22 protein-coding genes are annotated in these 20166 nt (G+C 72.3%); 12 read left to right on the forward strand and 10 right to left on the reverse strand.

Annotated features, from left to right (window positions below):
• The first annotated feature begins 9 nt into the window (after window positions 1-9).
• Window positions 10-1431 carry a S8 family serine peptidase gene (locus ACFY1S_RS18870; protein WP_387119509.1) on the forward strand — a complete coding sequence of 474 codons (1422 nt, stop codon included), beginning with the start codon at window positions 10-12 and terminating at the stop codon, window positions 1429-1431.
• Window positions 1432-1498: 67 nt separating this feature from the next.
• Here the strand turns inward: ACFY1S_RS18870 and ACFY1S_RS18875 are convergent, their stop codons facing one another.
• Window positions 1499-2332: an SDR family NAD(P)-dependent oxidoreductase gene (locus ACFY1S_RS18875; RefSeq protein WP_387119513.1), complete on the reverse strand. Its 834-nt coding sequence runs from the start codon at window positions 2330-2332 to the stop codon at window positions 1499-1501.
• A gap of 63 nt (window positions 2333-2395) precedes the next feature.
• Between ACFY1S_RS18875 and ACFY1S_RS18880 the strand changes: the two genes are divergently transcribed.
• Window positions 2396-3181 carry a helix-turn-helix domain-containing protein gene (locus tag ACFY1S_RS18880; RefSeq protein WP_387119516.1) on the forward strand — a complete coding sequence of 262 codons (786 nt, stop codon included), beginning with the start codon at window positions 2396-2398 and terminating at the stop codon, window positions 3179-3181.
• A 46-nt stretch (window positions 3182-3227) separates the two neighbouring features.
• Here ACFY1S_RS18880 and ACFY1S_RS18885 read toward each other — a convergent pair whose 3' ends face one another.
• Both ACFY1S_RS18885 and ACFY1S_RS18890 read right to left on the reverse strand, forming a co-directional pair.
• Entirely contained in the window at window positions 3228-4424 is a 1197-nt protein-coding gene (locus tag ACFY1S_RS18885) for an MFS transporter (RefSeq protein WP_387119519.1), read from the reverse strand.
• 76 nt (window positions 4425-4500) lie between these two features.
• Complete coding sequence (locus tag ACFY1S_RS18890; protein WP_387119522.1) at window positions 4501-4980, reverse strand: hypothetical protein; 480 nt, start codon at window positions 4978-4980, stop codon at window positions 4501-4503.
• Window positions 4981-5147: 167 nt separating this feature from the next.
• On the opposite strand from ACFY1S_RS18890, the gene ACFY1S_RS18895 reads away from it, so the two are divergent.
• The 3 genes from ACFY1S_RS18895 (at window position 5148) to ACFY1S_RS18905 (ending at window position 7783) form a co-directional block, all read left to right on the forward strand.
• The gene (locus tag ACFY1S_RS18895) at window positions 5148-5708 is read left to right on the forward strand and encodes a Uma2 family endonuclease (protein WP_387119525.1); all 561 of its coding nucleotides are present in this window, start codon (window positions 5148-5150) and stop codon (window positions 5706-5708) included.
• A gap of 768 nt (window positions 5709-6476) precedes the next feature.
• Window positions 6477-6746, forward strand: a complete 270-nt coding sequence (locus tag ACFY1S_RS18900) for a hypothetical protein (RefSeq protein WP_364362372.1) — start codon at window positions 6477-6479, stop codon at window positions 6744-6746.
• Window positions 6746-7783 carry a hypothetical protein gene (locus ACFY1S_RS18905; RefSeq protein WP_387119528.1) on the forward strand — a complete coding sequence of 346 codons (1038 nt, stop codon included), beginning with the start codon at window positions 6746-6748 and terminating at the stop codon, window positions 7781-7783. Before ACFY1S_RS18900 ends, ACFY1S_RS18905 begins: the two co-directional genes overlap by 1 nt.
• A gap of 38 nt (window positions 7784-7821) precedes the next feature.
• On the opposite strand, the gene ACFY1S_RS18910 is transcribed toward ACFY1S_RS18905, so the two are convergent.
• The gene (locus ACFY1S_RS18910; RefSeq protein WP_387119531.1) at window positions 7822-7995 is read right to left on the reverse strand and encodes a hypothetical protein; all 174 of its coding nucleotides are present in this window, start codon (window positions 7993-7995) and stop codon (window positions 7822-7824) included.
• A gap of 1 nt (window position 7996) precedes the next feature.
• Window positions 7997-8308: an ArsR/SmtB family transcription factor gene (locus tag ACFY1S_RS18915; RefSeq protein WP_387119534.1), complete on the reverse strand. Its 312-nt coding sequence runs from the start codon at window positions 8306-8308 to the stop codon at window positions 7997-7999.
• Between the two features lie 101 nt (window positions 8309-8409).
• Here ACFY1S_RS18915 and ACFY1S_RS18920 point away from each other — a divergent pair, with 101 nt between their 5' ends.
• Window positions 8410-9339: an LLM class F420-dependent oxidoreductase gene (locus ACFY1S_RS18920; protein WP_387119537.1), complete on the forward strand. Its 930-nt coding sequence runs from the start codon at window positions 8410-8412 to the stop codon at window positions 9337-9339.
• A 13-nt stretch (window positions 9340-9352) separates the two neighbouring features.
• Here ACFY1S_RS18920 and ACFY1S_RS18925 read toward each other — a convergent pair whose 3' ends face one another.
• A complete protein-coding gene (locus ACFY1S_RS18925) occupies window positions 9353-9772 on the reverse strand; it encodes a hypothetical protein (RefSeq protein ID WP_387119540.1) in 420 nt (139 codons plus the stop codon).
• Window positions 9773-9873: 101 nt separating this feature from the next.
• On the opposite strand from ACFY1S_RS18925, the gene ACFY1S_RS18930 reads away from it, so the two are divergent.
• Window positions 9874-10644: a hypothetical protein gene (locus ACFY1S_RS18930; protein ID WP_387119542.1), complete on the forward strand. Its 771-nt coding sequence runs from the start codon at window positions 9874-9876 to the stop codon at window positions 10642-10644.
• Window positions 10641-11915: an FAD-binding protein gene (locus tag ACFY1S_RS18935; protein WP_387119545.1), complete on the forward strand. Its 1275-nt coding sequence runs from the start codon at window positions 10641-10643 to the stop codon at window positions 11913-11915. The genes ACFY1S_RS18930 and ACFY1S_RS18935 overlap by 4 nt, the downstream gene beginning before the upstream one ends.
• On the opposite strand, the gene ACFY1S_RS18940 is transcribed toward ACFY1S_RS18935, so the two are convergent.
• Complete coding sequence (locus ACFY1S_RS18940) at window positions 11900-13045, reverse strand: site-2 protease family protein (protein WP_387119548.1); 1146 nt, start codon at window positions 13043-13045, stop codon at window positions 11900-11902. The two genes, ACFY1S_RS18935 and ACFY1S_RS18940, sit on opposite strands and share 16 nt — an antisense overlap.
• Before the next feature lie 40 nt (window positions 13046-13085).
• The gene (locus ACFY1S_RS18945; RefSeq protein ID WP_387119551.1) at window positions 13086-13949 is read right to left on the reverse strand and encodes an alpha/beta hydrolase; all 864 of its coding nucleotides are present in this window, start codon (window positions 13947-13949) and stop codon (window positions 13086-13088) included.
• Between the two features lie 146 nt (window positions 13950-14095).
• Between ACFY1S_RS18945 and ACFY1S_RS18950 the strand changes: the two genes are divergently transcribed.
• From ACFY1S_RS18950 to ACFY1S_RS18965, 4 genes are read left to right on the forward strand one after another with little or no spacing between them, the layout of a single operon-like run.
• On the forward strand, window positions 14096-14998 hold the full coding sequence (locus ACFY1S_RS18950; protein ID WP_387119554.1) for an ABC transporter ATP-binding protein: 903 nt from the start codon (window positions 14096-14098) through the stop codon (window positions 14996-14998).
• 1 nt (window position 14999) lies between these two features.
• Window positions 15000-15800, forward strand: a complete 801-nt coding sequence (locus ACFY1S_RS18955) for an ABC transporter permease (RefSeq protein WP_387119557.1) — start codon at window positions 15000-15002, stop codon at window positions 15798-15800.
• 27 nt (window positions 15801-15827) lie between these two features.
• Complete coding sequence (locus ACFY1S_RS18960; protein ID WP_387119560.1) at window positions 15828-16955, forward strand: sensor histidine kinase; 1128 nt, start codon at window positions 15828-15830, stop codon at window positions 16953-16955.
• Entirely contained in the window at window positions 16952-17575 is a 624-nt protein-coding gene (locus tag ACFY1S_RS18965) for a response regulator (protein WP_387119563.1), read from the forward strand. The genes ACFY1S_RS18960 and ACFY1S_RS18965 overlap by 4 nt, the downstream gene beginning before the upstream one ends.
• Window positions 17576-17585: 10 nt before the next feature.
• On the opposite strand, the gene ACFY1S_RS18970 is transcribed toward ACFY1S_RS18965, so the two are convergent.
• Both ACFY1S_RS18970 and ACFY1S_RS18975 read right to left on the reverse strand, forming a co-directional pair.
• On the reverse strand, window positions 17586-18497 hold the full coding sequence (locus ACFY1S_RS18970; protein WP_387119566.1) for a L,D-transpeptidase family protein: 912 nt from the start codon (window positions 18495-18497) through the stop codon (window positions 17586-17588).
• Window positions 18498-18583: 86 nt separating this feature from the next.
• A complete protein-coding gene (locus ACFY1S_RS18975; RefSeq protein WP_387119568.1) occupies window positions 18584-20029 on the reverse strand; it encodes an alpha-amylase family glycosyl hydrolase in 1446 nt (481 codons plus the stop codon).
• Between the last annotated feature and the right edge of the window lie 137 nt (window positions 20030-20166).

The following is a 20166-nucleotide window of genomic DNA, read 5'->3' on the forward strand; positions in this document are numbered from 1 at the left end:
GTGCCCACGATGATGCTCCGCCGAGCCGTGTTGACGGCCCTGCTGTCGACCGCGCTGACCGGCCTGACCACTGTCGGAGCCGCTGCGGCCCCGCCGCCGGGCACCGCCGCGAACCAGTCCTACTACACGGTTGCCGCCTCCCACCAGGGTGCGCCGGAGAACCTCTGGGAGATCTCTGCCCGCTTCCTGGGCGACCCGGGCCGAGCCGGCGAGATCCTCGCCCTCAACGCGGGCCGTGTCCAGCCGGACGGCCGCCGGGTCGTGGACCCGAGCCGCCTGAGCGCCGGCTGGCACCTGATCCTGCCGTGGGACGCGGTGGGTGCCGAGTTGCAGTACGGCGTACCCCCGGCGGGCGGCAGTGCCGCCCCGGCCTGCGGCCGCGAGGCGACCGTCCCGGCCGCGGCCGGGTGGGGGCAGGCGTTGCTGACGCCGAGCCGGGCGTGGCCCGAGGCGGACGGCTCGGGAGTCACGGTCGCGGTGATCGCCTCCGGTGTGGACGGTACCGCCCCCGAGCTGGCCAACCGGGTATCAACAGGCGCTGACATCGCCACCGGCACCGGTCGCGGTGACACCGGCTGCGCGGGCATCGGCACCGCCCTGGCGGGAATCGTCGCCGGCGACGACGGCGCCGAGGGCAAGACGTTCGGGGTGGCGCCGAAGGCGCGGATCGTGCCTGTCAAAGCGGGTGTCTCGGCACGAACCGTGGCCACCGCCATCGACGTCGCCGCCGCGTCCGGCGCCCAGGTCGTCCTGATCGGCGCCGGCGTCGACGCCGCCGACCCGGCGATCCGCACTGCGGTCAGCGAGGCGATCGGGCGGGACGTCGTGGTGGTGGTGCCGGCGGGGAGCCCGCCGGCCGGGACCACAGCGATGGACGGCCTGCTCCGGGTCGGCGGCGTCGGAGCCGACGGGCAACCGGTCGAGGCCTATCCCGGCGACTCGGTGGACCTGCTGGCCCCCGGCATCGACGTGGCGACCATCGGTCGCTCCGGCAGCGGAGCCGAGTACGCCGCGGCGTTCGTGGCCGGTACCGTCGCCCTCGTTCGCTCGGCCCACCCCAAACTGCACGCCGCCGACGTGAGCAGGCAGGTGCGGGACACGGCCGCCGAGGGCCTGGTCAGCCCGGTCGCCGCGATCACGACGCCGCTCCCCGACGGCGTGGGGGTGCAGGCCGCGACCACGACACCCACCAGCGGTATGGAGACGCTGAGCCGGGTGCTGTCCCTGGTCGGGGCCGCCCTCGCCGTCCTGTTGATCCTGGCGTACCTGCTGCCGCGTCCGGTCCGCGCGCTGGCCGGGGCCGTGGCGCGGGGCAGGGCACGCCGGCAGACCCTGGCGGCACGCGCCCGGATGACCGTAGACGGCGACGACCCGTTCTGGGAGCCTCCGTCCGCCGGTCAGGCCAGCCACGACGGGGTGAACGGGCGGTAGCTCCGACCGGGTGCCGGGACCTGCCGGTCTCGGCACCCGGCCGGAGAAACACGGGACCGGCAGGTACTCAGCCCTTGTTGTTCCCGTGGCCCGGCGCTGCCTGCTCCGCCAGCCAGCGCCAGTCGTTCCAGGTGGCGAGCCGGTCCCGGTACAACGTCTCAGCGAGACGGTACGGGTACGGCCCGAGGAACAGGCGCAGCGGCGGCTCCTCGGTGTCGACAAGTTGCAGGATGACTCCGGCGGTCAGCGCGGGATCGTCGGGTGTGCGGGCGGTCGCCCCGGCCCGGCGTGCCTGCCGTACGGGCTCGTAGGCCGCGATCGGCTCGGTGTGCACCGCCGAGTCGCCGGACCAGTCGGTGCCGTACGGTCCTGGCTCCACGATCGTCACCTTCGGGCCGAGTGGGGCGAGCTCGGCGGACAGCGCCTCGCTGAGACCCTCCAGTGCCCACTTCGACGCGTTGTACAGCCCGAGGGTGGGGAAGGCGCCGACCCCTCCGATGCTGGAAACCTGGAGGATGTGACCGGCGCCCTGCGCGCGCAGCACCGGCAGGACGGCCTGGGTCACCCAGAGGGCGCCGAAGAGGTTCGTCTCCAACTGCGCGCGGGCCTGCTCCTCGGTCGTCTCCTCGACCATGCCGAACAGTCCGAAGCCTGCGTTGTTGACGACGACGTCCAGGCGGCCGAACGTCTCCGCTGCCCGGGTCACCGCGTCGAACACGGCCGGGCGGTCGGTCACATCGAGAGTCAGCGGCAGAACGCGGTCTCCGTACGCCTCGGTCAGATCCTGTAGCGCTTTCCCGTCGCGTGCGGTCGCGGCGACCGTGTCTCCGCGGGCGAGCGCGGCCTCGGCCCAGATGCGGCCGAAGCCGCGGGATGCGCCGGTGATGAACCATGTCTTCATGACTCGACCATGCGTCGGCGGAGGCAGGGCTACCAGCACCCTGACGGGGTTAGGCTGACGGGAATGAAGGGCGAGAACGCGCTCGGCGACTTCCTCAAGGCACGCCGCGGGCGGGTCCGGCCGGACGAGCCGGGGGTGCCCTCGTTCGGGCGTCGCCGCGTACCGGGACTGCGCCGTGACGAACTGGCCCGCCTGGCGGGTGTGAGCCAGCACTATCTGACCCGCCTGGAGCAGGGCAAGGACCGTAACCCCTCACCGCAGGTGCTCAATGCCCTGGCGAACGCGTTACGGCTGGATCGTGACGAGAGGGCACATCTGGCCGCGCTCGCCGCAGCCCCGACGCCCGGGGTCGAGCACCCGGCGGTCTCCGACGCGGTGCGGCAGCTCATCGACTCGTGGAGTCAGACACCCGCGTACGTCCGCGACCGCCGCTTCGACGTGCTGGCGGCCAACAAGCTCGCCATGGCGCTGTCCCCGCTGTACACGCCCGGTCGGAACCTGATCCGCGGCATCTTCCTCGATCCCGAGGCACGGACGCTGTTTCCCGACTGGAAGGAGATCGCCGCACAGAGCGCCGGCGCACTCCGCGCCGAAGCCGACCCGCGTGATCCCGCGACTGCCGAACTCATCACCTCGCTGTCGACCGACAGCCTCTTTCGCGAGGTCTGGGCGGGGTACGACGTACGGCCGACGCGGGACGAGGTCAAGCGCTTCAACCACGAAATCGTCGGGCCGCTCACGCTGCGACGGGAAACGCTCGCCATCGCCAGCGCCGAGGGACAGGTGATCATCGCGTACCAGGCGGCAGCGGAAACCCCCGCCGCGCAGGCCCTGGCCAGACTCCTCTGAGGGGTGGCCCGAGCGTGTGTCGCTCACCCGCAGGCCGGGGGCCCGGTCAGCGGATTGCGGGATCTCGTGCGGCCACCGGGCGGGCGTCGTGCGGTGTCGGTGGACGGTAGAGCGTGGCGACCACGGCCGTCAGGCAGATCACGACGGCGGCGATGAGCGTCGGGCGGGCGCCGAGGTGGACGGCCGCCGAGCCGAGTGGAATCGCTACGACAAGCGGCCCGAACATCGCGGTGTTGGCCGTCGCGGCGACCCGCCCCAGCAGTGGTGTCGGCGTGTGTGTCTGCACGGCGGTCACCGCGGCGACCAGGGTCCAGGGCAGGCCGACGCCGGCGAGGACCGCCCCGCCGACAGTGACCTGCCACCACGGCAGGCAGCGCGCCAGGCAACCGAGGGCGAACAGCGCCGTACCGGCCCCGCCGACGCCGACCGGCCCCCAGCGCCTGATGAGCCGCCCGACGACAAGGCCACCGGCGATGGAACCCGCGCCCTGCGCACTGGCAAGCACCCCGAGGAATGTCGTCGGCAGGCGCAGCTCCGAGACGACTATCGCGTAGATCGCCGCGGTCGAGAAGCCGGACATGGCGATCGACACGGCGGCGAGCGCCACAGGTACCCGGGTCGCCCGCTGCCGGGCCAGGACGGAGATCCCGGCCCGGAGGCCCCGGTCCGAGCGGTTCGGCCGGTCGGGCGGCGTCCGGCGCAGGCGGACCGCCGCGTACAGGAGGGCAACCAGGATCGGCGTCGCGGCGCTGAGCACGACGACTGCGTGACCGCCGCGCCACGCGTAGAGACCCGCGCCGGCAAGCGGAGCGATCAGCTTCATGCCCTCCTGCGCGCTGGAACGCCAGCCGTTGACGTCGCCGAGTTCCGACGGTGACAGCGCGGACGGCAGCAGCGCGGTCTCGCCGGCGTCGATGAGGACGTAGCTGACGCCGTAGGCGCACGACACGGCGAAGATCAGCCAGGTCTGCCCCGGTCCGCGAACCGCGAAGAGCGCCGGCAGGATGGCCGCCAGCGCGAGGTTGACGCCTATGACAAGTGGTCGCCTGGGCACCCGGTCCACCACGGCCCCCAGCCACGGACCGGCGAGTACCGGGGCGTACACGCAGAGGCCGGCGAGCGCGGCCAGGCTCGTCGAACCGGTCAGGTCCAGGATCCAGATGCCGGCGACAAGCGACATGGCGCTGCTCCCGAAGCCGGACAGGAGTGAGATGGCCACGAACAACCAGGCGTTACGGCGCACGAGCCCTCCAGGTTGAGTCGGGATGACTCACACCCTGGTTCTTGAGTCTTGCGGCGGCAATACCGCTACGGCGCTGTCAACGAGTGGTTGACAGCGCGGCGGAGAGCTTCGCCTCGACGGCCCGCACCGGTGGCGGCAGCCACTCGTGCGCCCCGGACAGGTCGGCGACGAGGTGCAGCGCCAACGCGTACAGCGAACCCGGGGCGGCATCCAGGCAGGCGTCCACCGTGCGGCGGACGAGCGCCGCCCGACGGAACCGGCCGTCCCACCGACGGTCCGTGGCGAGCCACCGATCGAGGTCGGCCACGGCCGTGCGCAGCGCCACGATCTGCGACGGGAGACCGAGGTCGAGGCGCTGCCGTCGCGATCTGCGCGCGGCCATCAGGCGTTGGCGGCGCTGCTCGGCGGCCTGCCGACTGCCCAGACCCAACGCCGTCGCGACCTGCGCCCACGTGGCACCACCGTGCCGGGCCCGGCCGATGAGGTCCAGCTCCCGCTCGTCCAGATCCACGCGGGTGGCCTGAACGTCGGCCAGCTGGGCCAGCTCCGCCATCACGTGTCAACATTACATTGACAGTGGCCACGGAACATGAACCGTGTCGACCGGATCTTCGTGTTCGAGCGTGACGCCAGGCGGAAGGGCTCCAGCCGCCGGGCGTCCGCAGCCGTAGCGGCCGCGCCGTGCCACCGGGTCACCACCGGAATTCGCCTAGGATGAGGCTCATGAGCGCCGAGGCCGTTGGCATGCACATGCCCGCCGTCGTGACGCTCGACGACGTGGCGGCGATGAACGCTGCCGATCCGAACGGCCACCGCTACGAGACCAGCCCCGAGGGGGTCCTGTCGGTCATGCCGCCGCCAGACTCGGAACACGCGATGATCGCCAGCCGCCTCTTCGCGTGGCTGATCATGGCCGGCTGGCCTGCGGATCACGTGCTCCAGGCGGCAGGTGTGCGCATCCCCGGGCCGGACGGTGACGGTGGCCGTATTCCGGACCTCACCGTCTGGCGAAAGCCGCCGACCCGCAGCGTCTGGGCCACGGTGGCCGACGTCGTGCTTGTTGTGGAGATCGTCTCCCCGGGCTCCGAGGCGATGGATTCGGTGAGCAAGGTCCGCGAGTATGCCTCGGCGGGTATTCCGCAGTACTGGGTGGCGGACCGGGATGGCGCGCAGACGGTGACCCTGCACCGACTGGGCGGGAACGGCAGTTACGAGGAGCGGGCGCGCATGCCGTTGGCGTGGCTGCTCCAGACGGCGCCCGCCGACCACCTCGACCAGGCGTGAGCGCCGTGCGGTCCGCGCCGCCGGTGGGCGGGCGGTCTTTGGTCGACGAGCGCCGACACGGCGGCGCGCTGCGGCCACGTCTCGTCGGTCATGCATTCGGCGAGGCAGGTCAGGCTGAACGCCAACGGCCAGGAAGCGGTGTGCCGCTTCTCGGCGGGTAGCAGCGCCAACGGCGTGTCCGCGTCCCATTCGCCGGTGGGCGGCACGTGGACGGCCAGCACTTCGCCCACGATCGTCGTGGTGGCTCTTCTCGCCGTCCTGAGCACTCGGCACCTTTTCCGGTCGCGCCTGACGGAGACGACCGCATGGTATCCGCGGCGGAAAGCGCCACAATCCTGCCGAGTTGCCGTCCAAGTCTACGAATGTGTCCGCCGGCGGGCCGTCGCGCCGCGCCAGAGCCACGCCCTTAATCGGCAAGTCGGCACCACTGTCGCAAACAGGACAAGACGGTAAAGCCCCTGGTAGAGCACTGTTGAGGCCAGGGGAAGAGGCGGACGGGTGTCGGGCCACATCCCATTCCTCGGGCACGGCGCGGACAGCATCGTCCACCCGGCCCAGCCCATCCCCGCCGCTGCGGGCGCCCGCAGCGATGCCATCCGCCCGCCCGGACAAGGACGTCATCACTCCGGCAGTAAGGCTCCACCGCCTACGCGGTCATGCCCTCGCATCCGCGCCTGCCGGCCTTTCGCCACCGTGGACTCCGCGTGGGCTCGGCGTCGCTCATGCGTACGCCCGACCCACGGCAGACCCAAGCAGAGAGGGTCCGACATGGCCAATCCCACAGTGACCGCAGCCCTGAACGCATCCGTGTACGCACCGGGGGACCAGATGCTGCTGACCGTCACCTACTCCGACGCCGACACCAAACCGTTGACGGTCACCATCGTGGTGACCGACGCGCAGGGCAACAGCAGCGCGCCGATCAAGGTCGCCGCCGTCATCGACCCGCTGACCGTGACGGTCACCGACGACTCGGGACGTACCTGGACCCGGGTCTCCGACAGCGGTTCGGTGGCCGAGTACCGGGCGGTGGCGTGATGCCTCGCGTCACCGTCCAGGTCCGTGACTCCGCCGGACACACAGCGAACGCCGCCGCCGAGTACGCCCTGAGCCAGCCGGTGCTCGGCGGCTACTACCTCTCCGGGGGCGCCGACCCGACCGCCGACATGGCAGGCGGTAACTTCCGTTCGCTCACCCAGTACCGCAGTTTCGCCGACGGGTACGTCTTCCCCGGATACAACCGGCCATGGCTGATCGACCTCGGAAAGGCCGGGGTGCAGATGAACATGGTGCTGGAGTTGAAGCACTACGGTGCCCCGAACGCCGGGCCGCAGAGCTTCCGGGTGGACGTCACCGACTACACCGTGCCGGCGCCGTCGATGACCATCCAGCAGCGCCCCGGCACCACCTGGCCCAGGGCGTACGGGTACGGCCAGGTGCTCAAAGGCCAGTGTGACGGGTTGCTGCACCGGGCCCTGGCGCAGTACCGGTTCCTCGGCTTCGGGGTGAACATCCAGCTCGCCTCGGAGTTGGACACCGATCACGAGTTCGGCACCACCGAGGACGGCAAGGCGTACACCTGGGCCGAGTCGGACGCACGGGCAGTGCAGGCGATGAACTACATCCTCACCTGGTTCAAGGCACGGACGCTGCCGCCCAGAACCACCTTCTCGGTCGGGGTCGCCGGCTTCGACAGGGCCTGCTTCCAGCGCACCCACCCGGAGTCGCTGATGTCCCGGTTGGACTTCCTGCAGTGGAACGCCTACGCCACGGCCGCCGGGCAGACCGCGTTGTCCCGGTTCCGCCGCACCAAGGACTGGGCGGTGGCGGACCTCGGACCGGTGGCGCTGTCCCGACCAGCGATCATCGCCGAGTGGGGGGTGCGGTCCGCCGAGATCCCCGACCAGCCGGCCTGGATCGCCACCGTCCCGGCGGCCATCGCTCAGCTCAACGCCGAGCGTGGGCCGCGGATCGTCCGGACCAACTACTTCAACTCCGGGTGGGGCACCCTGTCACCGAAGGCGGCCGGGTTGGCCGCGCTGCGCACCGCGTACGCCACCCGGCCGTACGTCTGAGTGGTCCCGGCGGCTCCGGTTCGCCCGGGGCCGCCCGGTCAGGCCTCGCCGAGTCGTTCGGCGTACGTGTCGCGCAGCCCGGGCCAGCCGAAGTCCTTGGCTTCGGCGCCACGGATCGGGCCGACCGGGTCGCCGTCGAGCAGCCGGTCGGCCACGTCGAGGCAGAGGTGCCAACCCGCGGGTGGGCTCGGGCGGAACGCGTCGCGGCCCATGTCACTGCTCCTGACTGTCGAGGTGCCGTGCGAGGGCGTCCAGGTGCCGGGCCCAGAGTCGGCGGTACGGGTGGAGCCAGTCGTCGACGGCCCGCAGCGGGCCCACATCGAGGCGGTAGATCCGTTGCCTGGCTGCCGTGCGGCAGGTGACGAATCCTGCCTCGCGGAGCACCCGTAGGTGCTTGGAGACGGCCGGCTGGCTGACTCCGAGCCCGTCGACCAGCTCGCCGACGCTGCGCTCGGCGTCGCGGAGCTGGTCGAGGATCCGGCGCCGGGTCGGTTCGGCGAGGACGGTGAAGGCGTCACTGGACACCCACCTAACATGCGTCTCAAGCCATATGACTGTCAAGGCATATGACTGCTGCCTCTCCGTCCGCGAGCGGCACACCCGGTCCGCTCCCTATGCTCGGGATCATGGAACTGCGGATCTTCACCGAGCCCCAGCAGGGCGCGACCTACGACCAGTTGCTCGCCGTGGCCCGCTGCGCGGAGGACGCCGGCTACGGGGCGTTCTTCCGATCCGACCACTACCTGAAGATGGGCGACGTCAGCGGCGACCCCGGCCCGACCGACGCCTGGACCACCCTGGCCGGGCTGGCCCGGGACACCAGCCGGATCCGGCTGGGCACGCTGATGACGGCTGCCACCTTCCGGCTGCCCGGCCCGCTGGCGATCACCGTGGCGCAGGTCGACCAGATGAGCGGCGGCCGGGTGGAGCTGGGCATCGGCACCGGCTGGTACGCCGAGGAGCACACCGCGTACGGCATCCCGTTCCCGGCACTCGGGGAGCGGTTCGACCGCCTGGAGGAGCAGCTCGCCGTCATCACCGGGCTCTGGGAGACCCCTGCGGGGGAGCGGTTCCGGTACGACGGCACGTACTACCCGATCGTCGACTCACCAGCCCTGCCCAAGCCAGTCCAGCAGCCCCGCCCGCCGATCCTGCTGGGCGGGATGGGGCCGAAGCGCACCCCCCGGCTGGCCGCCCGCTACGCCGACGAGTTCAACCTGCCGTTCGCGTCCGTGCCGGACACGGTTGCCCAGTTCGACAGGGTCCGCGCGGCGTGCGCCGAGATCGGGCGTGACCCGGCCCAGATGATCTGGTCCAACGCGCTTGTGCTCTGCTGCGGGCGGGACGACGCCGAGGTGGCCCGCCGGGCCGCCGCCATCGGCCGCGAGCCGGAGGAGTTGCGCGCCAACGGCGTCGCCGGTACGCCCGCCGAGGTCATCGACACCATCGGCCGGTACGCGGAGGCCGGCAGCCAGCGCATCTACTTCCAGGTGCTGGACCTCTCCGACCTGGCGCACCTCGAACTGGTGGCCAGCGAGGTGATGGCGAAACTCTGAGCCGAGCGGCAGGTCAGACGGCCCGGTGGGCGCCGACCGCCCACGGGTCGCGCAGCACGGTGTCCAACCGGCCGTCGTGGTCACTGTCCACGTAGGTGATGTCCGGAACGCCGTCGCCGTCCACGTCGATCTGGACGATGTCGGCGACACCGTCGCCGTCGAGGTCGGTGACCACCTCCACCGACCCGTCCAGGTGACGGGTCACGATGGACTGCGACCCGGGAGCGCGCGGCGGCGGCCCGGGCGACGGCACAGGCGTCGGGGCCGGCGCGGGCGCAGGTGTGGGTCGCGGGCCGGGCGTGGGCGCCGGATGACCCGGCATGCCGTCGACAGGCGGGGCGCTGGCCTGCTCGACCTCGCTGCCGGTCGGGTCCAGCTCCTCCTCGGAGGGGAAGACGTCGCCCCGTGGGGCTGGATCACGGTAGCTGCTCATGGGCGTAGGGTTCCCCGACGATGGCGAGAACAACCGTGCCCGATCGTCCGGTGTCCGTGGCGCCCGGTCTGTCGGAGGATGCTGGGACCGACGCCACGGTCATGAACGGGGGTCCGAGCGTGGAACTGCGCCGGAGTCGGGGCGCCCGCGTGCTCGCCCTGGTCTGCGTACTCGGTGGGGTGGTCCTGCTGGCCCTGCCCCGCGACGGGGCACTGCTCCGGACGATCGTCGCGATCGGTGCCATCGCACTCGGCGGCGTCGCGCTGGTCAGCGCGCTGCGGCCGTTCCGGTTCGGAATCGGCGCGGACGGGCTCACCATCCGACGGCCGGGCCTGCGACTGTCGCTGCCGTGGGCCGAGGTCGACGCGCTTGTCCTCGACGAGCCGCCCCGGCGTGACGGCCGGCCGGAGCCGCCGCGCCTGCTGCTGGTGCCCGCGCCGGGCGTGACGGTCGGGCCGGCGACCGCCCGGCACCCGCTCGACGGCCGGCCCGCCATCGAACTGCTCGTCCTCGACCAGGTCCGCGAACAGCCCGAACAGGTCTCCGCCGCGCTCGTCCGCCACGCCGGCGACCGTTTCGTGGACCTGCAGGCGTTGCGCCGCGCCGCGTTCGCCGACCCGGAACTCCCCACCGGCCTTCGGGGATACCGGATGGACCAGGTGGACCGGTTGATCCGGCGCGGCCAGGACGCCCTGGTGTCCGCCGACGCGTCGGCCTGCCGGGCGGCCCGCACCGAGATCGAACGCGTCCGCGCCGCCGGCCTGCCGATCGCCCAGCGGGGGTACGGCACCTATCCGACCGACGCCGCCCTGGACGCCCTCGCCGCCGCGCTGGCCGACCACCAGTCCACCGACCGGGAGACCGCCACATGACCGTGCAGGGACAGGACGCCACGGCGGCCGACGTGCCGCGCCGCAACTGGGCCGGAAACGTGCGCTACAGCGCCGGGGCGTTCCACAGGCCCACGTCCACCGACGACCTGCGCCGGCTCGTCGCCGCCAGCGACAGGATCCGGGCGGTCGGCACCGGGCACTCCTTCAACCGCCTCGGCGACACCGACGGCGACCTGGTCACCCTCGCCGGTCTGCCGCCGGAGATCGCCGTCGACCCGGAGCGCCGGCGGGTCACCGTCGCCGCCGCGCTGCGCTACGGCGACGTCGCCCGACGCCTGCACACCCAGGGGTACGCGCTGGCGAACCTCGCCTCGCTGCCGCACATCTCGGTGGCCGGCGCGGTGGCCACCGCCACCCACGGCTCCGGGCGGACAAACGGCAACCTGGCCACCTCCGTCGCCGCCCTGGAACTGGTCACCGCCGACGGCGACCTGCTGCACATGGACCGCGACACCGACGGGGACACGTTCAACGGCATGGTGGTCGGGCTCGGCGCGCTCGGCCTGGTCACCCGGGTCACCCTGGACCTGGTGCCGGCCTTCGAACTGCGCCAGTACGTACGCCTCGACCTGGCCAGGGAAGCGCTGGACGAGGCGCTCAGCTCGGCGTACAGCGTGAGCGTCTTCACCGACTGGCGTACGCCAGGGCTGCGCGAGGTGTGGCGCAAACAGGCGGTGGACCAGACGCCACCGGAGGCGGACTGGCTCGGCACCACCGCCGCCGCCGAGCCCCGGCACCCGGTGCTCGGCATGCCGGCGGAGAACTGCACACCGCAGCTCGGTGAGCCCGGCCCCTGGCACGAGCGGCTGCCGCACTTCAAGCTCGGCTTCACACCCAGCAGCGGCGACGAACTCCAGTCCGAGTACCACCTGCCCCGCTCGGCGGCCACCGAGGCGATGGCCGCGCTGGACGAGGTGGCGCACCTGATCGCCCCGGTGCTCCAGGTGTGCGAGTTGCGGACGGTCGCGGCGGACGAGTTGTGGCTCAGCCCGAACCACAGGCGGGACAGCTTCGTCGTGCACTTCACCTGGATCGACGACGCCACCCGGGTGCTCCCGGTCCTGGCCGCCGTGGAGGAGCGGTTGGCGCCGTTCGCGCCCCGCCCGCACTGGGGCAAGGTCTTCGTCACCGACCCGGCGGAGCTGGCCGCCCGCTACCCGAGGTACGACGACTTCACCGCCCTGCTGACGCGGATGGACCCGACCGGAAAGTTCCGGACCGACCTGCTGGACCGCTACGTACCCCGCTGACCGGCCGGGGTGCGCAGGGTGCCCCGCTGGACGGCGCGGCTGATGTCGCTGGGGGAGACGATGCCGGCCAGGCGGCCGTCGTCGTCCACCACCAGGGCGCGGCCGTCGGCGCACTCACTGAGCCGGGGCAGCAGGTCGTTGAGCTGTTCACCGGGCTGGGCGAGGACCAGTTGGTCGGCCCGACAGGCCACCTCGGCAAGCGTGGTCGACGCCCGGCGGTCGGCAGGTACGCCCCGCACCCGGTCCAGGGTGACCAGACCGGTAGGCCGGCCCTCCTCGGTCAACGGCAACGCCGAATGCCGGTACGCGAACAGGTAGTGGTCGACGAAGTCGGCAATGGTCATGTCCGCCGAGGCGGTCTGCGGCTGCGGGGTCATCACCTCACCGACCCGGATCCCGCGCAGTGCGCTGCCGGTGCGGGCCTGCCGCTCCTCCATGCCGGCCGCCCCGATCAGGAACCAGCCGATCAGCGCCAGCCAGAGGCCACCGAACCCGACCCCGGACAGGAACTGCCACAGCCCCAGACCGATCAGCAGCACGCCAAGCACCCAGCCGGCCCGGGCCGCGACGACTGAGGCCCTGGTCCGGTCGCCGGTGGCCTTCCACACGGCGGCGCGCAGCAGCCGCCCGCCGTCCAGCGGCGCCGCCGGCAGCACGTTGAAGACCGCGAGCAGCACGTTGATGCCGGCCAGCCACGCCACCGCCCCGAAGAGCAGCCCGCCCTGCCCGGCCAGCGCCAGCAGCAACGCGATGGCACCGAAGAACGCCCCGAGCAGCAGGCTGACCAGCGGTCCCACCCCGGAGATCCGCAGCTCCGCGCCCGGGTCGCGCGGCTCGCCCCGCAGCTCGGCCACCCCACCGAACAACCAGAGCGTGATGCCGTCGACCTCCAGCCCGTTGCGCTTCGCCACCACCGCGTGCGACACCTCGTGGGCCAGCAGGCCGACGAAGAAGACCACCGCCGCGGCCAGGCCCGCGAGGGCGTACGCCACAGGCGAGCGATCGGGGTACGAGCGGGGGAACTGGTTGGCGGCAAGGCCCCACGCGATCAGCGCGAAGATGACAAGCACGCTCCAGTTGACGCCGACCGGCACCCCCGCGACCCGACCGATCCGGAAACTCGCCCTCATCCCACCGAGATACCCCCGAAGGTCGCGGGCATGCCGCGAATCAGGCCCCGTACCTGCGAGGGCTCTCGCTGGCGATGGTCGCCTCCCGGGGCAGCGCCGCCGCGCGAAGCGCCCAGTCCAGCGCGTAGTCGGCGATCTGCTCCCAGCCGTCCTGCCCGACTGTGAAGTGCGACCGCCCCGGGAATTCCTCGTACGCGGTGAGGGCCCGCGACTTCTGGTAGAGCCCCGCGTTGGAGCGGACCACCGACGCCGGCACCACGTTGTCGAGTCCGCCGGCCATCAGCAGCAGCGGGGCCCGGTCGTTGCGCCCGACGTCGACCCGTGCGGGGGAGCGCGGGTCGAGGTTGGCGAAGGCGCCCTCGAAGTAGACCCGCCCGGCACCGGGGACGGCGTAGCGCTCCCAGGCGCGGTCCGAGTCCTCCCGGCTCATCGTGTTGCCGAAGGTGTAGGCGAAGTCGTCAGGGGTGAAGGGGACGGCCTTGTTGCGGTTGGCGGGGCTGCGCAGGATCGGGAAGCCGGAGCGCAGTTGGCTCAGCGGCACCTTGAGCACGCCCTTCACCTGCGCGGGGTGCACGCCTACCGCCGCCGCGCCGAGGCCCCGGTCGACGAGGACCTGGGTGATCAGGCCGCCGAACGAGTGCCCCATGATGATCGGCGGGCGGGGCAGCGCCCGGATGGTCCGGTCGTAGTGCGCGACGATCGTGGCGATGCTCTGCTCGGCGATCGGGGTGGGATCGTCGCGCAACTGCTCCACGGAGCGGTCCATGCCCGGCCAGGCGGGGGCGATCACGTGCATGCCGCGCGCCGTGAACCGCTCGATCCACCCCTCCCAGCTGCGCGGTGTCATCCAGAGTCCGTGGATCAGCACGACCGTGTCGACCCGGCCCTGCGGCGTGGCACCCATCGCGTCCCCCCGGTGTCGCGTGTCCGGCCCGGCGGTTACCCACTGCGGGGCCGGGAAACCCCGGGAACCGCCCCTGACAGATGTCACGGTCGGGACGTGACGGCCGCTCCGGGCACGGGGGTACGCGCCGCCGGAGCATCAGTGGCATGACCAGTACGCATCCGGCCGTCGAGCTGGACGGCCTCACCAAGACCTTCGGTACGGTCACCGCTGTCGACGGGCTGAGCCTGCGGGTGCAACCCGGCGAGGTGGTGGCGTTCCTCGGCCCGAACGGCGCGGGCAAGACCACCACCATCGACATGCTGCTCGGGCTGGCCCGCCCGGGCGCGGGCACCGTCCGCGTCCTCGGCGGTACGCCTGACGAGGCGGTGGCCCGGGGCCGGGTCGCCGCCGTACTCCAGACCGGCGGGCTGCTCAAGGACCTGACCATGGGCGAGACGGTCGAGATGACCTCCCACTTCTACAGGCACACCCGTCCGGCGGCGGAGGTGCTGGAGCGGGCCGGCATCGCCGACATCGCCGGGCGGGTGGTCGGGCGCTGCTCGGGCGGTCAGCAGCAGCGGCTGCGGTTCGCGCTGGCCCTGCTGCCGGACCCGGACCTCATGGTGCTCGACGAGCCGACCACCGGCATGGACGTCGAGGGCCGGCGGGACTTCTGGCAGGCCCTGCGCCGGGACGCGCGGGCCGGACGGACGGTCATCTTCGCCACCCACTACCTGGACGAGGCGGACGCGTACGCCGACCGGATCGTGCTGGTCCGGCAGGGACGCGTGGTGGCCGACGGCACCACGGCCGAGATCAAGAACCTGGCCGCCGGCCGTACGGTGCGCGCCACGCTTCCCGGCGCCGACCAGGCCGCGCTCGCGGCGCTGCCGGGCGTGGACGCCGTGGAGGTACGCGGCGACAGCGTGCTGGTGCGCACCGGCGACTCGGACGCGATCGCCAGGCACCTGCTCACCCGCACCCACGCCCGGGACGTGGAGATCACCTCCCGCAACCTCGAGGACGCCTTCCTCGCCCTGACCACCGCCCAGCAGACCGGAGCCTGAGATGACGACAGTGCCGGCCACCCCCACCCGTACCGTCGAGCCGGACCGGCGGCTGGCCACCCTGGGCGGCTTCGCCCCGGCCGTGCTCGGCATCGAGCTGCGCCGCGTGCTACGCAACCGCCGTACCCTCGCCTTCACGCTGATCATGCCGGGCGTCTTCTTCCTCATCTTCGGCCCGCCGCAGGGTGGGCAGAACCTCGACAACGGCCGCCCGGTGACCGCGTACGTCATGATCAGCCTGGCCGTGTACGCGGCCATGGTGGCGACGACGAGCGCGGGGGGCGCGGTGGCCACCGAACGCGCCCTGGGCTGGAGCCGGCAGTTGCGGCTCACCCCGCTGCGCCCGAGCGCGTACGTGGCCACGAAGCTGGTCACCGCGATGACCCTCGGCCTGCTCGCGGTCGTCGTGGAGTTCGCGGTGGGCGCGGTGGCCGGGGTCCGCATCCCGGCGTACGTCTGGCTGCTGTCCGGTCTGGCGGCCTGGCTCGGTTCGCTGGTCTTCGCCGCGTTCGGGCTGTTCATCGGTTACCTGGTGCCGGCCGAGAACGTCATGCAGTTCCTCGGGCCGATCCTGGCCGTGCTCGCCATGTTCGGCGGGCTCTTCGTCCCGGTCGAGGTCCTGCCGCACGTGCTCCAGCAGGTCGCGACGTTCACCCCGGTGTACGGCGTGGGTGAGCTGGCCCGCGCCCCGCTGACCGGTGACGGGGTGAGCATGGCAGGGGTGGCGAACATGGTCTTCTGGGCGCTGGCCTTCGGCATCGGCGCGGCCCGGCTGTTCCGCCGCGACACCGCGCGGGTCTGACGGCCGGCGACCGTTAGCGTGGACCCGATGGACCTCGCGACCGGGCAGTCCCAGCCGGTGAGCCGCCACTGGCGGTTCACCGGCTGGCTGCTCGCCGCCGTGTGGCTGTTCTTCCTCAACGTGCCGCTCTCCACCGCGCTGCGCCAGCCGGAGCCGTGGAGGCGGATCCTCGGCGTGTCCGCCCTGGTCGCCTTCGGCGTCGGCTACGTGCTGCTGTTCCAGTGGGCCCGGAGGCTGCGCCAGTCACTGCTGCCGATCCCGGTGGGCCGGGCGCGGGCCGGGCTGGTGCTGCTGCTCGCGGTGGGTCTGGCCAGCATGCCGGGCACCGGTGGGGACTGGCTGGCCACACTGGTCTACGTGGCCGCCGCGGCGGTGTTCCTGCTGCCGGCGTGGGAGGCGCTGGCGGCCGTGGTGGTCTGCGCGGTCACCCCCGCGCTTGCCTCCTGGCTGGTGCCGGGATGGGGGACCGAGACCGGCATCGTCTGGGCGGTGCTGCTCGCCTCGTTCGCCATGTTCGGGGTGTCCCGGCTGGCCCAGCGCAACAGCGAACTCCAGGCCGCCCAGCGGGAGATCGGCCGGCTCGCGGTCGCCGAGGAGCGGGCCCGCGCCGCCCGCGACCTGCACGACATCCTCGGGCATTCGTTGACCGTGGTGGCGATCAAGGCCGAGCTGGCCGGGCGACTGATCGAGGTGGACACCGACCGTGCCGCCGCCGAGATCGCCGAGGTGGAGAGGCTGGCCCGGGCCGCGTTGGCCGACGTGCGGCAGACCGTCGGGGCGTACCGCGAGGTGACCCTGGCCGCGGAGCTGACCGGCGCCCGTTCCGCGCTGGCCGCGGCGGGCATCGCGGCGGACCTGCCGGCCGACGTGCCGTCGCTGCCGGCGGAGTGGGACCGGTTGTTCGGCTGGGCGGTGCGGGAAGGGGTGACGAACGTGGTCCGGCACAGCGGGGCGCGGTGCTGCACGGTCCTAGTGGACCGCAACGGAGTCGAGGTGAGCGACGACGGACGCGGTCCGTCCACTCCCGACGTCACCGGCCACGGGTTGGTGGGCCTGCGCGAGCGGGCGCGGCGGCTGGACGCGGTGGTGACCGTCGGTCGACGGCCGGCCGGTGGCTTCCTGCTGCGGGTGCACGCGCCGGGGGAGGCCCGGTGAGCGGGCCGATCCGGCTGCTGCTCGCCGACGACCAGGCGCTGGTCCGCGGCGCGCTGGCCGCCCTGTTGTCGCTGGAGCCGGACCTGACGGTGGTGGCCGAGGTCGGTCGGGGCGACGAGGTGGTGACTGAGGCCCTACGGCACACGCCCGACGTGACGCTGCTGGACGTCGAGATGCCCGGCCTGGACGGGATCGCCGCGACTGCCGCGCTGCGGGCGGCGCTGCCGACCTGCCGGGTGCTCGTGGTGACCACCTTCGGGCGGCCCGGCTACCTGCGCCGGGCCATGGAGGCCGGCGCGAACGGCTTCGTGGTCAAGGACACCCCGGCCCGGCAGCTCGCCGACGCGGTCCGCCGGGTGCACGCCGGCCTGCGGGTGGTCGATCCGACGCTTGCCGCCGAGACCCTGGCCACCGGCGCCAGCCCGCTCACCGAGCGGGAGACCGAGGTGCTGCGCGCGGCGCGGGGCGGGGGTACGGTCGCCGATCTGGCGGCGGCGCTGCACCTGTCCGAGGGGACGGTGCGCAACCACCTCTCGGCGGCGATCGGCAAGACAGGTGGCCGCAACCGGGCGGACGCCGTCCGCGTCGCCGAGCGCAACGGCTGGCTGCTCGGCGAGTGACCGACGCCGCTCAGGCGGTCGGCGGCGGCGTGGGCAGTTGGTCGACCACCACCAGGCTGCTGCCGGGACGCACCTCGGCGAGCAGTTCCCACTGGCCGCTGCGGGTCACCCGGATGCAGCCGTTCGTGGTGTTCTCGCCCAACTCGTCGTCGTTGTACCAGGTGTGCAGGCCGATGTGCGCGCCGCGCAGCCCGGTCGGCACCGCCTCGGGGTCGTCCGGCACCGAGCCGAGGGCGTAGATGTCCACGCCGCCGTAGACCTGCTCCGGCGGCGGGGTGCGGCCCAGGATGAAGGTGCGACCGAGCGGGGTCTCCTGCCCCTCCTGGCCGAGGCTCGTCCTCCAGGAGCGCACCGCCTTGCCGGCGCGGTACCAGGTGAGCCGGTGCACCTTGCGTTCCACCACGATCTGGTCGCGCAGTGCCACAGTGGCGAACCCGCCCGGTGGCAGCCAGGCCAGGCGCCGGTTGGCCGAGGGCAGCAGGACTGCCGTCCAGCCGGCCCGCTTCTGGGCGACCGGCACGGTCAGCTCGACACCGGCGAGCGTCGGTTCGAGGAAGGCCAGCGGACGTCCGCCGGGCGCGTCGTACGCGGCGACGCGTCGGGTCGGGTGCACGCCCTCGGTCAGCGGCGTGGTGTCCATGGTGGCCGGGTCGGCGGGGAAGCCCTTGGGCGCGGGGTCGTAGTCGACCACCGGCAGCCCGTCCGGGGCGGGCGCGGCCGGCGGGACCGACTCCTCAGGGCTCTGCTCGACGCTGCTCGGCGTCGGGTCGGCGGCCACCACGCGGCTGTCGTCGGGGGCCGTCGAGCGTGGGGTGAGGGCCTGGCCGACCAGCAGCGCGGCGACCAGCAGCGCCGGTACGGCGATGGCGGCGGCGATCCAGCCGGCGCGGCGGCGGTACGGAGTAATCCGATCAAACGACACGAAACGACTGTATCGGACGCAGGGATGCAAGGAAGGGCCCCTTCTTATACAAAAACCGATAAGAAGGGGCCCTTCCTTGCGCGGGGTCAGACCCGGGCGCCGATGTGGACGGCCACGGCGTCGTGCGCCGGTACGTTGGCGGTGAACCAGCCGTTACCGTCCACGGTGATCACCGGGCCGCTGCACGTGCCGCCCGCGTACGTGCCGTGGATGACGTCGCAGTACCTGCCGGCGGGCAGGCCCGTGTAGTAGGAGCGGCCGTTCACCGCGGAGTCCTCGTCGTTGACGGTGATGAAGCCCTTTCCGGTACGGCTGAACGCGATGTGGTTGTTGCCGTTGTCGTACCAGTTGGCGACGCCGGCGCCCTCGGTGGCGTTGCGGAACCCGACCATGTTGGCGATCACCGGCCAGCGGTGCTCGCACTCCCAGCCGGAGTAGCAGGTGGTGTTGAGGGTCTTGTTGGCGCCGTCCGACGGCGGGCCGGCGTCCCGGTTGCTGAAGGTGTAACTGGACATGACCGTCGGCGACCCGTACGGCCAGGCCAGCATGAAGGCGTTCGCCAGGGCGTAGATCCCGCGATCCTTGTAGGTGAGGACCCCGCCGGAGTCGCGCTGGGTGTCGTGGTTGTCCACGAACACCGAGGCCGGGCCGCTGGGCAGGTGACCCCAGCCCTCGCCGAAGTTGCGCAGGTACGCCAGCCGCTCGGAGCGGAACACCCGGGCCAGGTCCTTGCCGTAGCGGAACTCGTGCACGTCGCCGATGCCTGTGTACTCGGTCGGCTGCACCGGCTCGCCCGCGCCGTAGATGACCTCCTGCACGATGTACGCCGAGCGGGACAGCTTGCCCTTGATCGCGGCGATGTCGGCGGCGGGCATGTGCTTGCTGGCGTCCATCCGGAAGCCGTCCACGCCGAGGGAGAGCAGGTCGTTGAGGTACGAGGCGATCTTCGTGCGGACGTAGTCCGACTCGGTCTTCAGGTCCGAGAGGTTGACCAGCTCGCAGTTCTGCACCTCGTACCTGTCGTTGTAGTTGGCGATGTCGTCGCCGCCGTTGCGCCCGCAGTGGTGGAAGTCCTGGGTCTGGTAGATGCCCGGGTAGTCGTAGTGCGAGTAGGACGACCCGGCCCAGCCGGTGCCGCCGTTGTCCTGACCGGACATGTGGTTGACGACCGCGTCGACGATCACCTTGACCCCGGCCGCGTGGCAGGTGTTCACCATCGACTGGAACTGGGCGCGGGTGCCCTTGCGGGACTCGATCCGGTAGCTGACCGGCTGGTACGCCAGCCACCACTGGTTGCCCCGCACGTGCTCCTGCGGGGGTGACACCTGGACGTAGCCGTAGCCCTTCGGGCCGAGCGTGCTCTGGCACTCGCTGGCCACCGAGGGCCAGTTCCACTCGAAGAGCTGGACGATGACCTTCTTGGCGCCGGACGGGGCGGCGACGGCCGGGGGTGCCGTCACGGCAGTGGGGGCGAGCAGGCTGGCGATCAGGCCGAGGGCGAGGATCGCTGAGCCGCGTCGACGTCGGTGCATCGGGACTCCTGACGGGAGCGGGGGTGGGGGTGGTGGCGCTGCGGGGGAGAGCCTGACGTTGCCGCAATCTTGCAACCCAGGCTGAAATTTGCCGAAAGATTACAAGCGTGTTGCAACCACTGTCAACGCATGGACGT

The organism is Micromonospora sp. NPDC000663, from assembly GCF_042898105.1.
Lineage (GTDB): Bacteria > Actinomycetota > Actinomycetes > Mycobacteriales > Micromonosporaceae > Micromonospora.

What these genes read in the sequence shown, in the direction of transcription:
- ACFY1S_RS18870 (WP_387119509.1), top strand. Translation starts at nt 10, where the DNA reads ATGATGCTCCGCCGAGCCGTGTTGACGGCCCTGCTGTCGACCGCGCTG.
- ACFY1S_RS18875 (WP_387119513.1), bottom strand. Translation starts at nt 2,332, where the DNA reads ATGAAGACATGGTTCATCACCGGCGCATCCCGCGGCTTCGGCCGCATC.
- ACFY1S_RS18880 (WP_387119516.1), top strand. Translation starts at nt 2,396, where the DNA reads ATGAAGGGCGAGAACGCGCTCGGCGACTTCCTCAAGGCACGCCGCGGG.
- ACFY1S_RS18895 (WP_387119525.1), top strand. Translation starts at nt 5,148, where the DNA reads ATGAGCGCCGAGGCCGTTGGCATGCACATGCCCGCCGTCGTGACGCTC.
- ACFY1S_RS18900 (WP_364362372.1), top strand. Translation starts at nt 6,477, where the DNA reads ATGGCCAATCCCACAGTGACCGCAGCCCTGAACGCATCCGTGTACGCA.
- ACFY1S_RS18905 (WP_387119528.1), top strand. Translation starts at nt 6,746, where the DNA reads ATGCCTCGCGTCACCGTCCAGGTCCGTGACTCCGCCGGACACACAGCG.
- ACFY1S_RS18910 (WP_387119531.1), bottom strand. Translation starts at nt 7,995, where the DNA reads ATGGGCCGCGACGCGTTCCGCCCGAGCCCACCCGCGGGTTGGCACCTC.
- ACFY1S_RS18920 (WP_387119537.1), top strand. Translation starts at nt 8,410, where the DNA reads ATGGAACTGCGGATCTTCACCGAGCCCCAGCAGGGCGCGACCTACGAC.
- ACFY1S_RS18925 (WP_387119540.1), bottom strand. Translation starts at nt 9,772, where the DNA reads ATGAGCAGCTACCGTGATCCAGCCCCACGGGGCGACGTCTTCCCCTCC.
- ACFY1S_RS18930 (WP_387119542.1), top strand. Translation starts at nt 9,874, where the DNA reads ATGAACGGGGGTCCGAGCGTGGAACTGCGCCGGAGTCGGGGCGCCCGC.
- ACFY1S_RS18935 (WP_387119545.1), top strand. Translation starts at nt 10,641, where the DNA reads ATGACCGTGCAGGGACAGGACGCCACGGCGGCCGACGTGCCGCGCCGC.
- ACFY1S_RS18940 (WP_387119548.1), bottom strand. Translation starts at nt 13,045, where the DNA reads ATGAGGGCGAGTTTCCGGATCGGTCGGGTCGCGGGGGTGCCGGTCGGC.
- ACFY1S_RS18945 (WP_387119551.1), bottom strand. Translation starts at nt 13,949, where the DNA reads ATGGGTGCCACGCCGCAGGGCCGGGTCGACACGGTCGTGCTGATCCAC.
- ACFY1S_RS18950 (WP_387119554.1), top strand. Translation starts at nt 14,096, where the DNA reads ATGACCAGTACGCATCCGGCCGTCGAGCTGGACGGCCTCACCAAGACC.
- ACFY1S_RS18955 (WP_387119557.1), top strand. Translation starts at nt 15,000, where the DNA reads ATGACGACAGTGCCGGCCACCCCCACCCGTACCGTCGAGCCGGACCGG.
- ACFY1S_RS18960 (WP_387119560.1), top strand. Translation starts at nt 15,828, where the DNA reads ATGGACCTCGCGACCGGGCAGTCCCAGCCGGTGAGCCGCCACTGGCGG.
- ACFY1S_RS18975 (WP_387119568.1), bottom strand. Translation starts at nt 20,029, where the DNA reads ATGCACCGACGTCGACGCGGCTCAGCGATCCTCGCCCTCGGCCTGATC.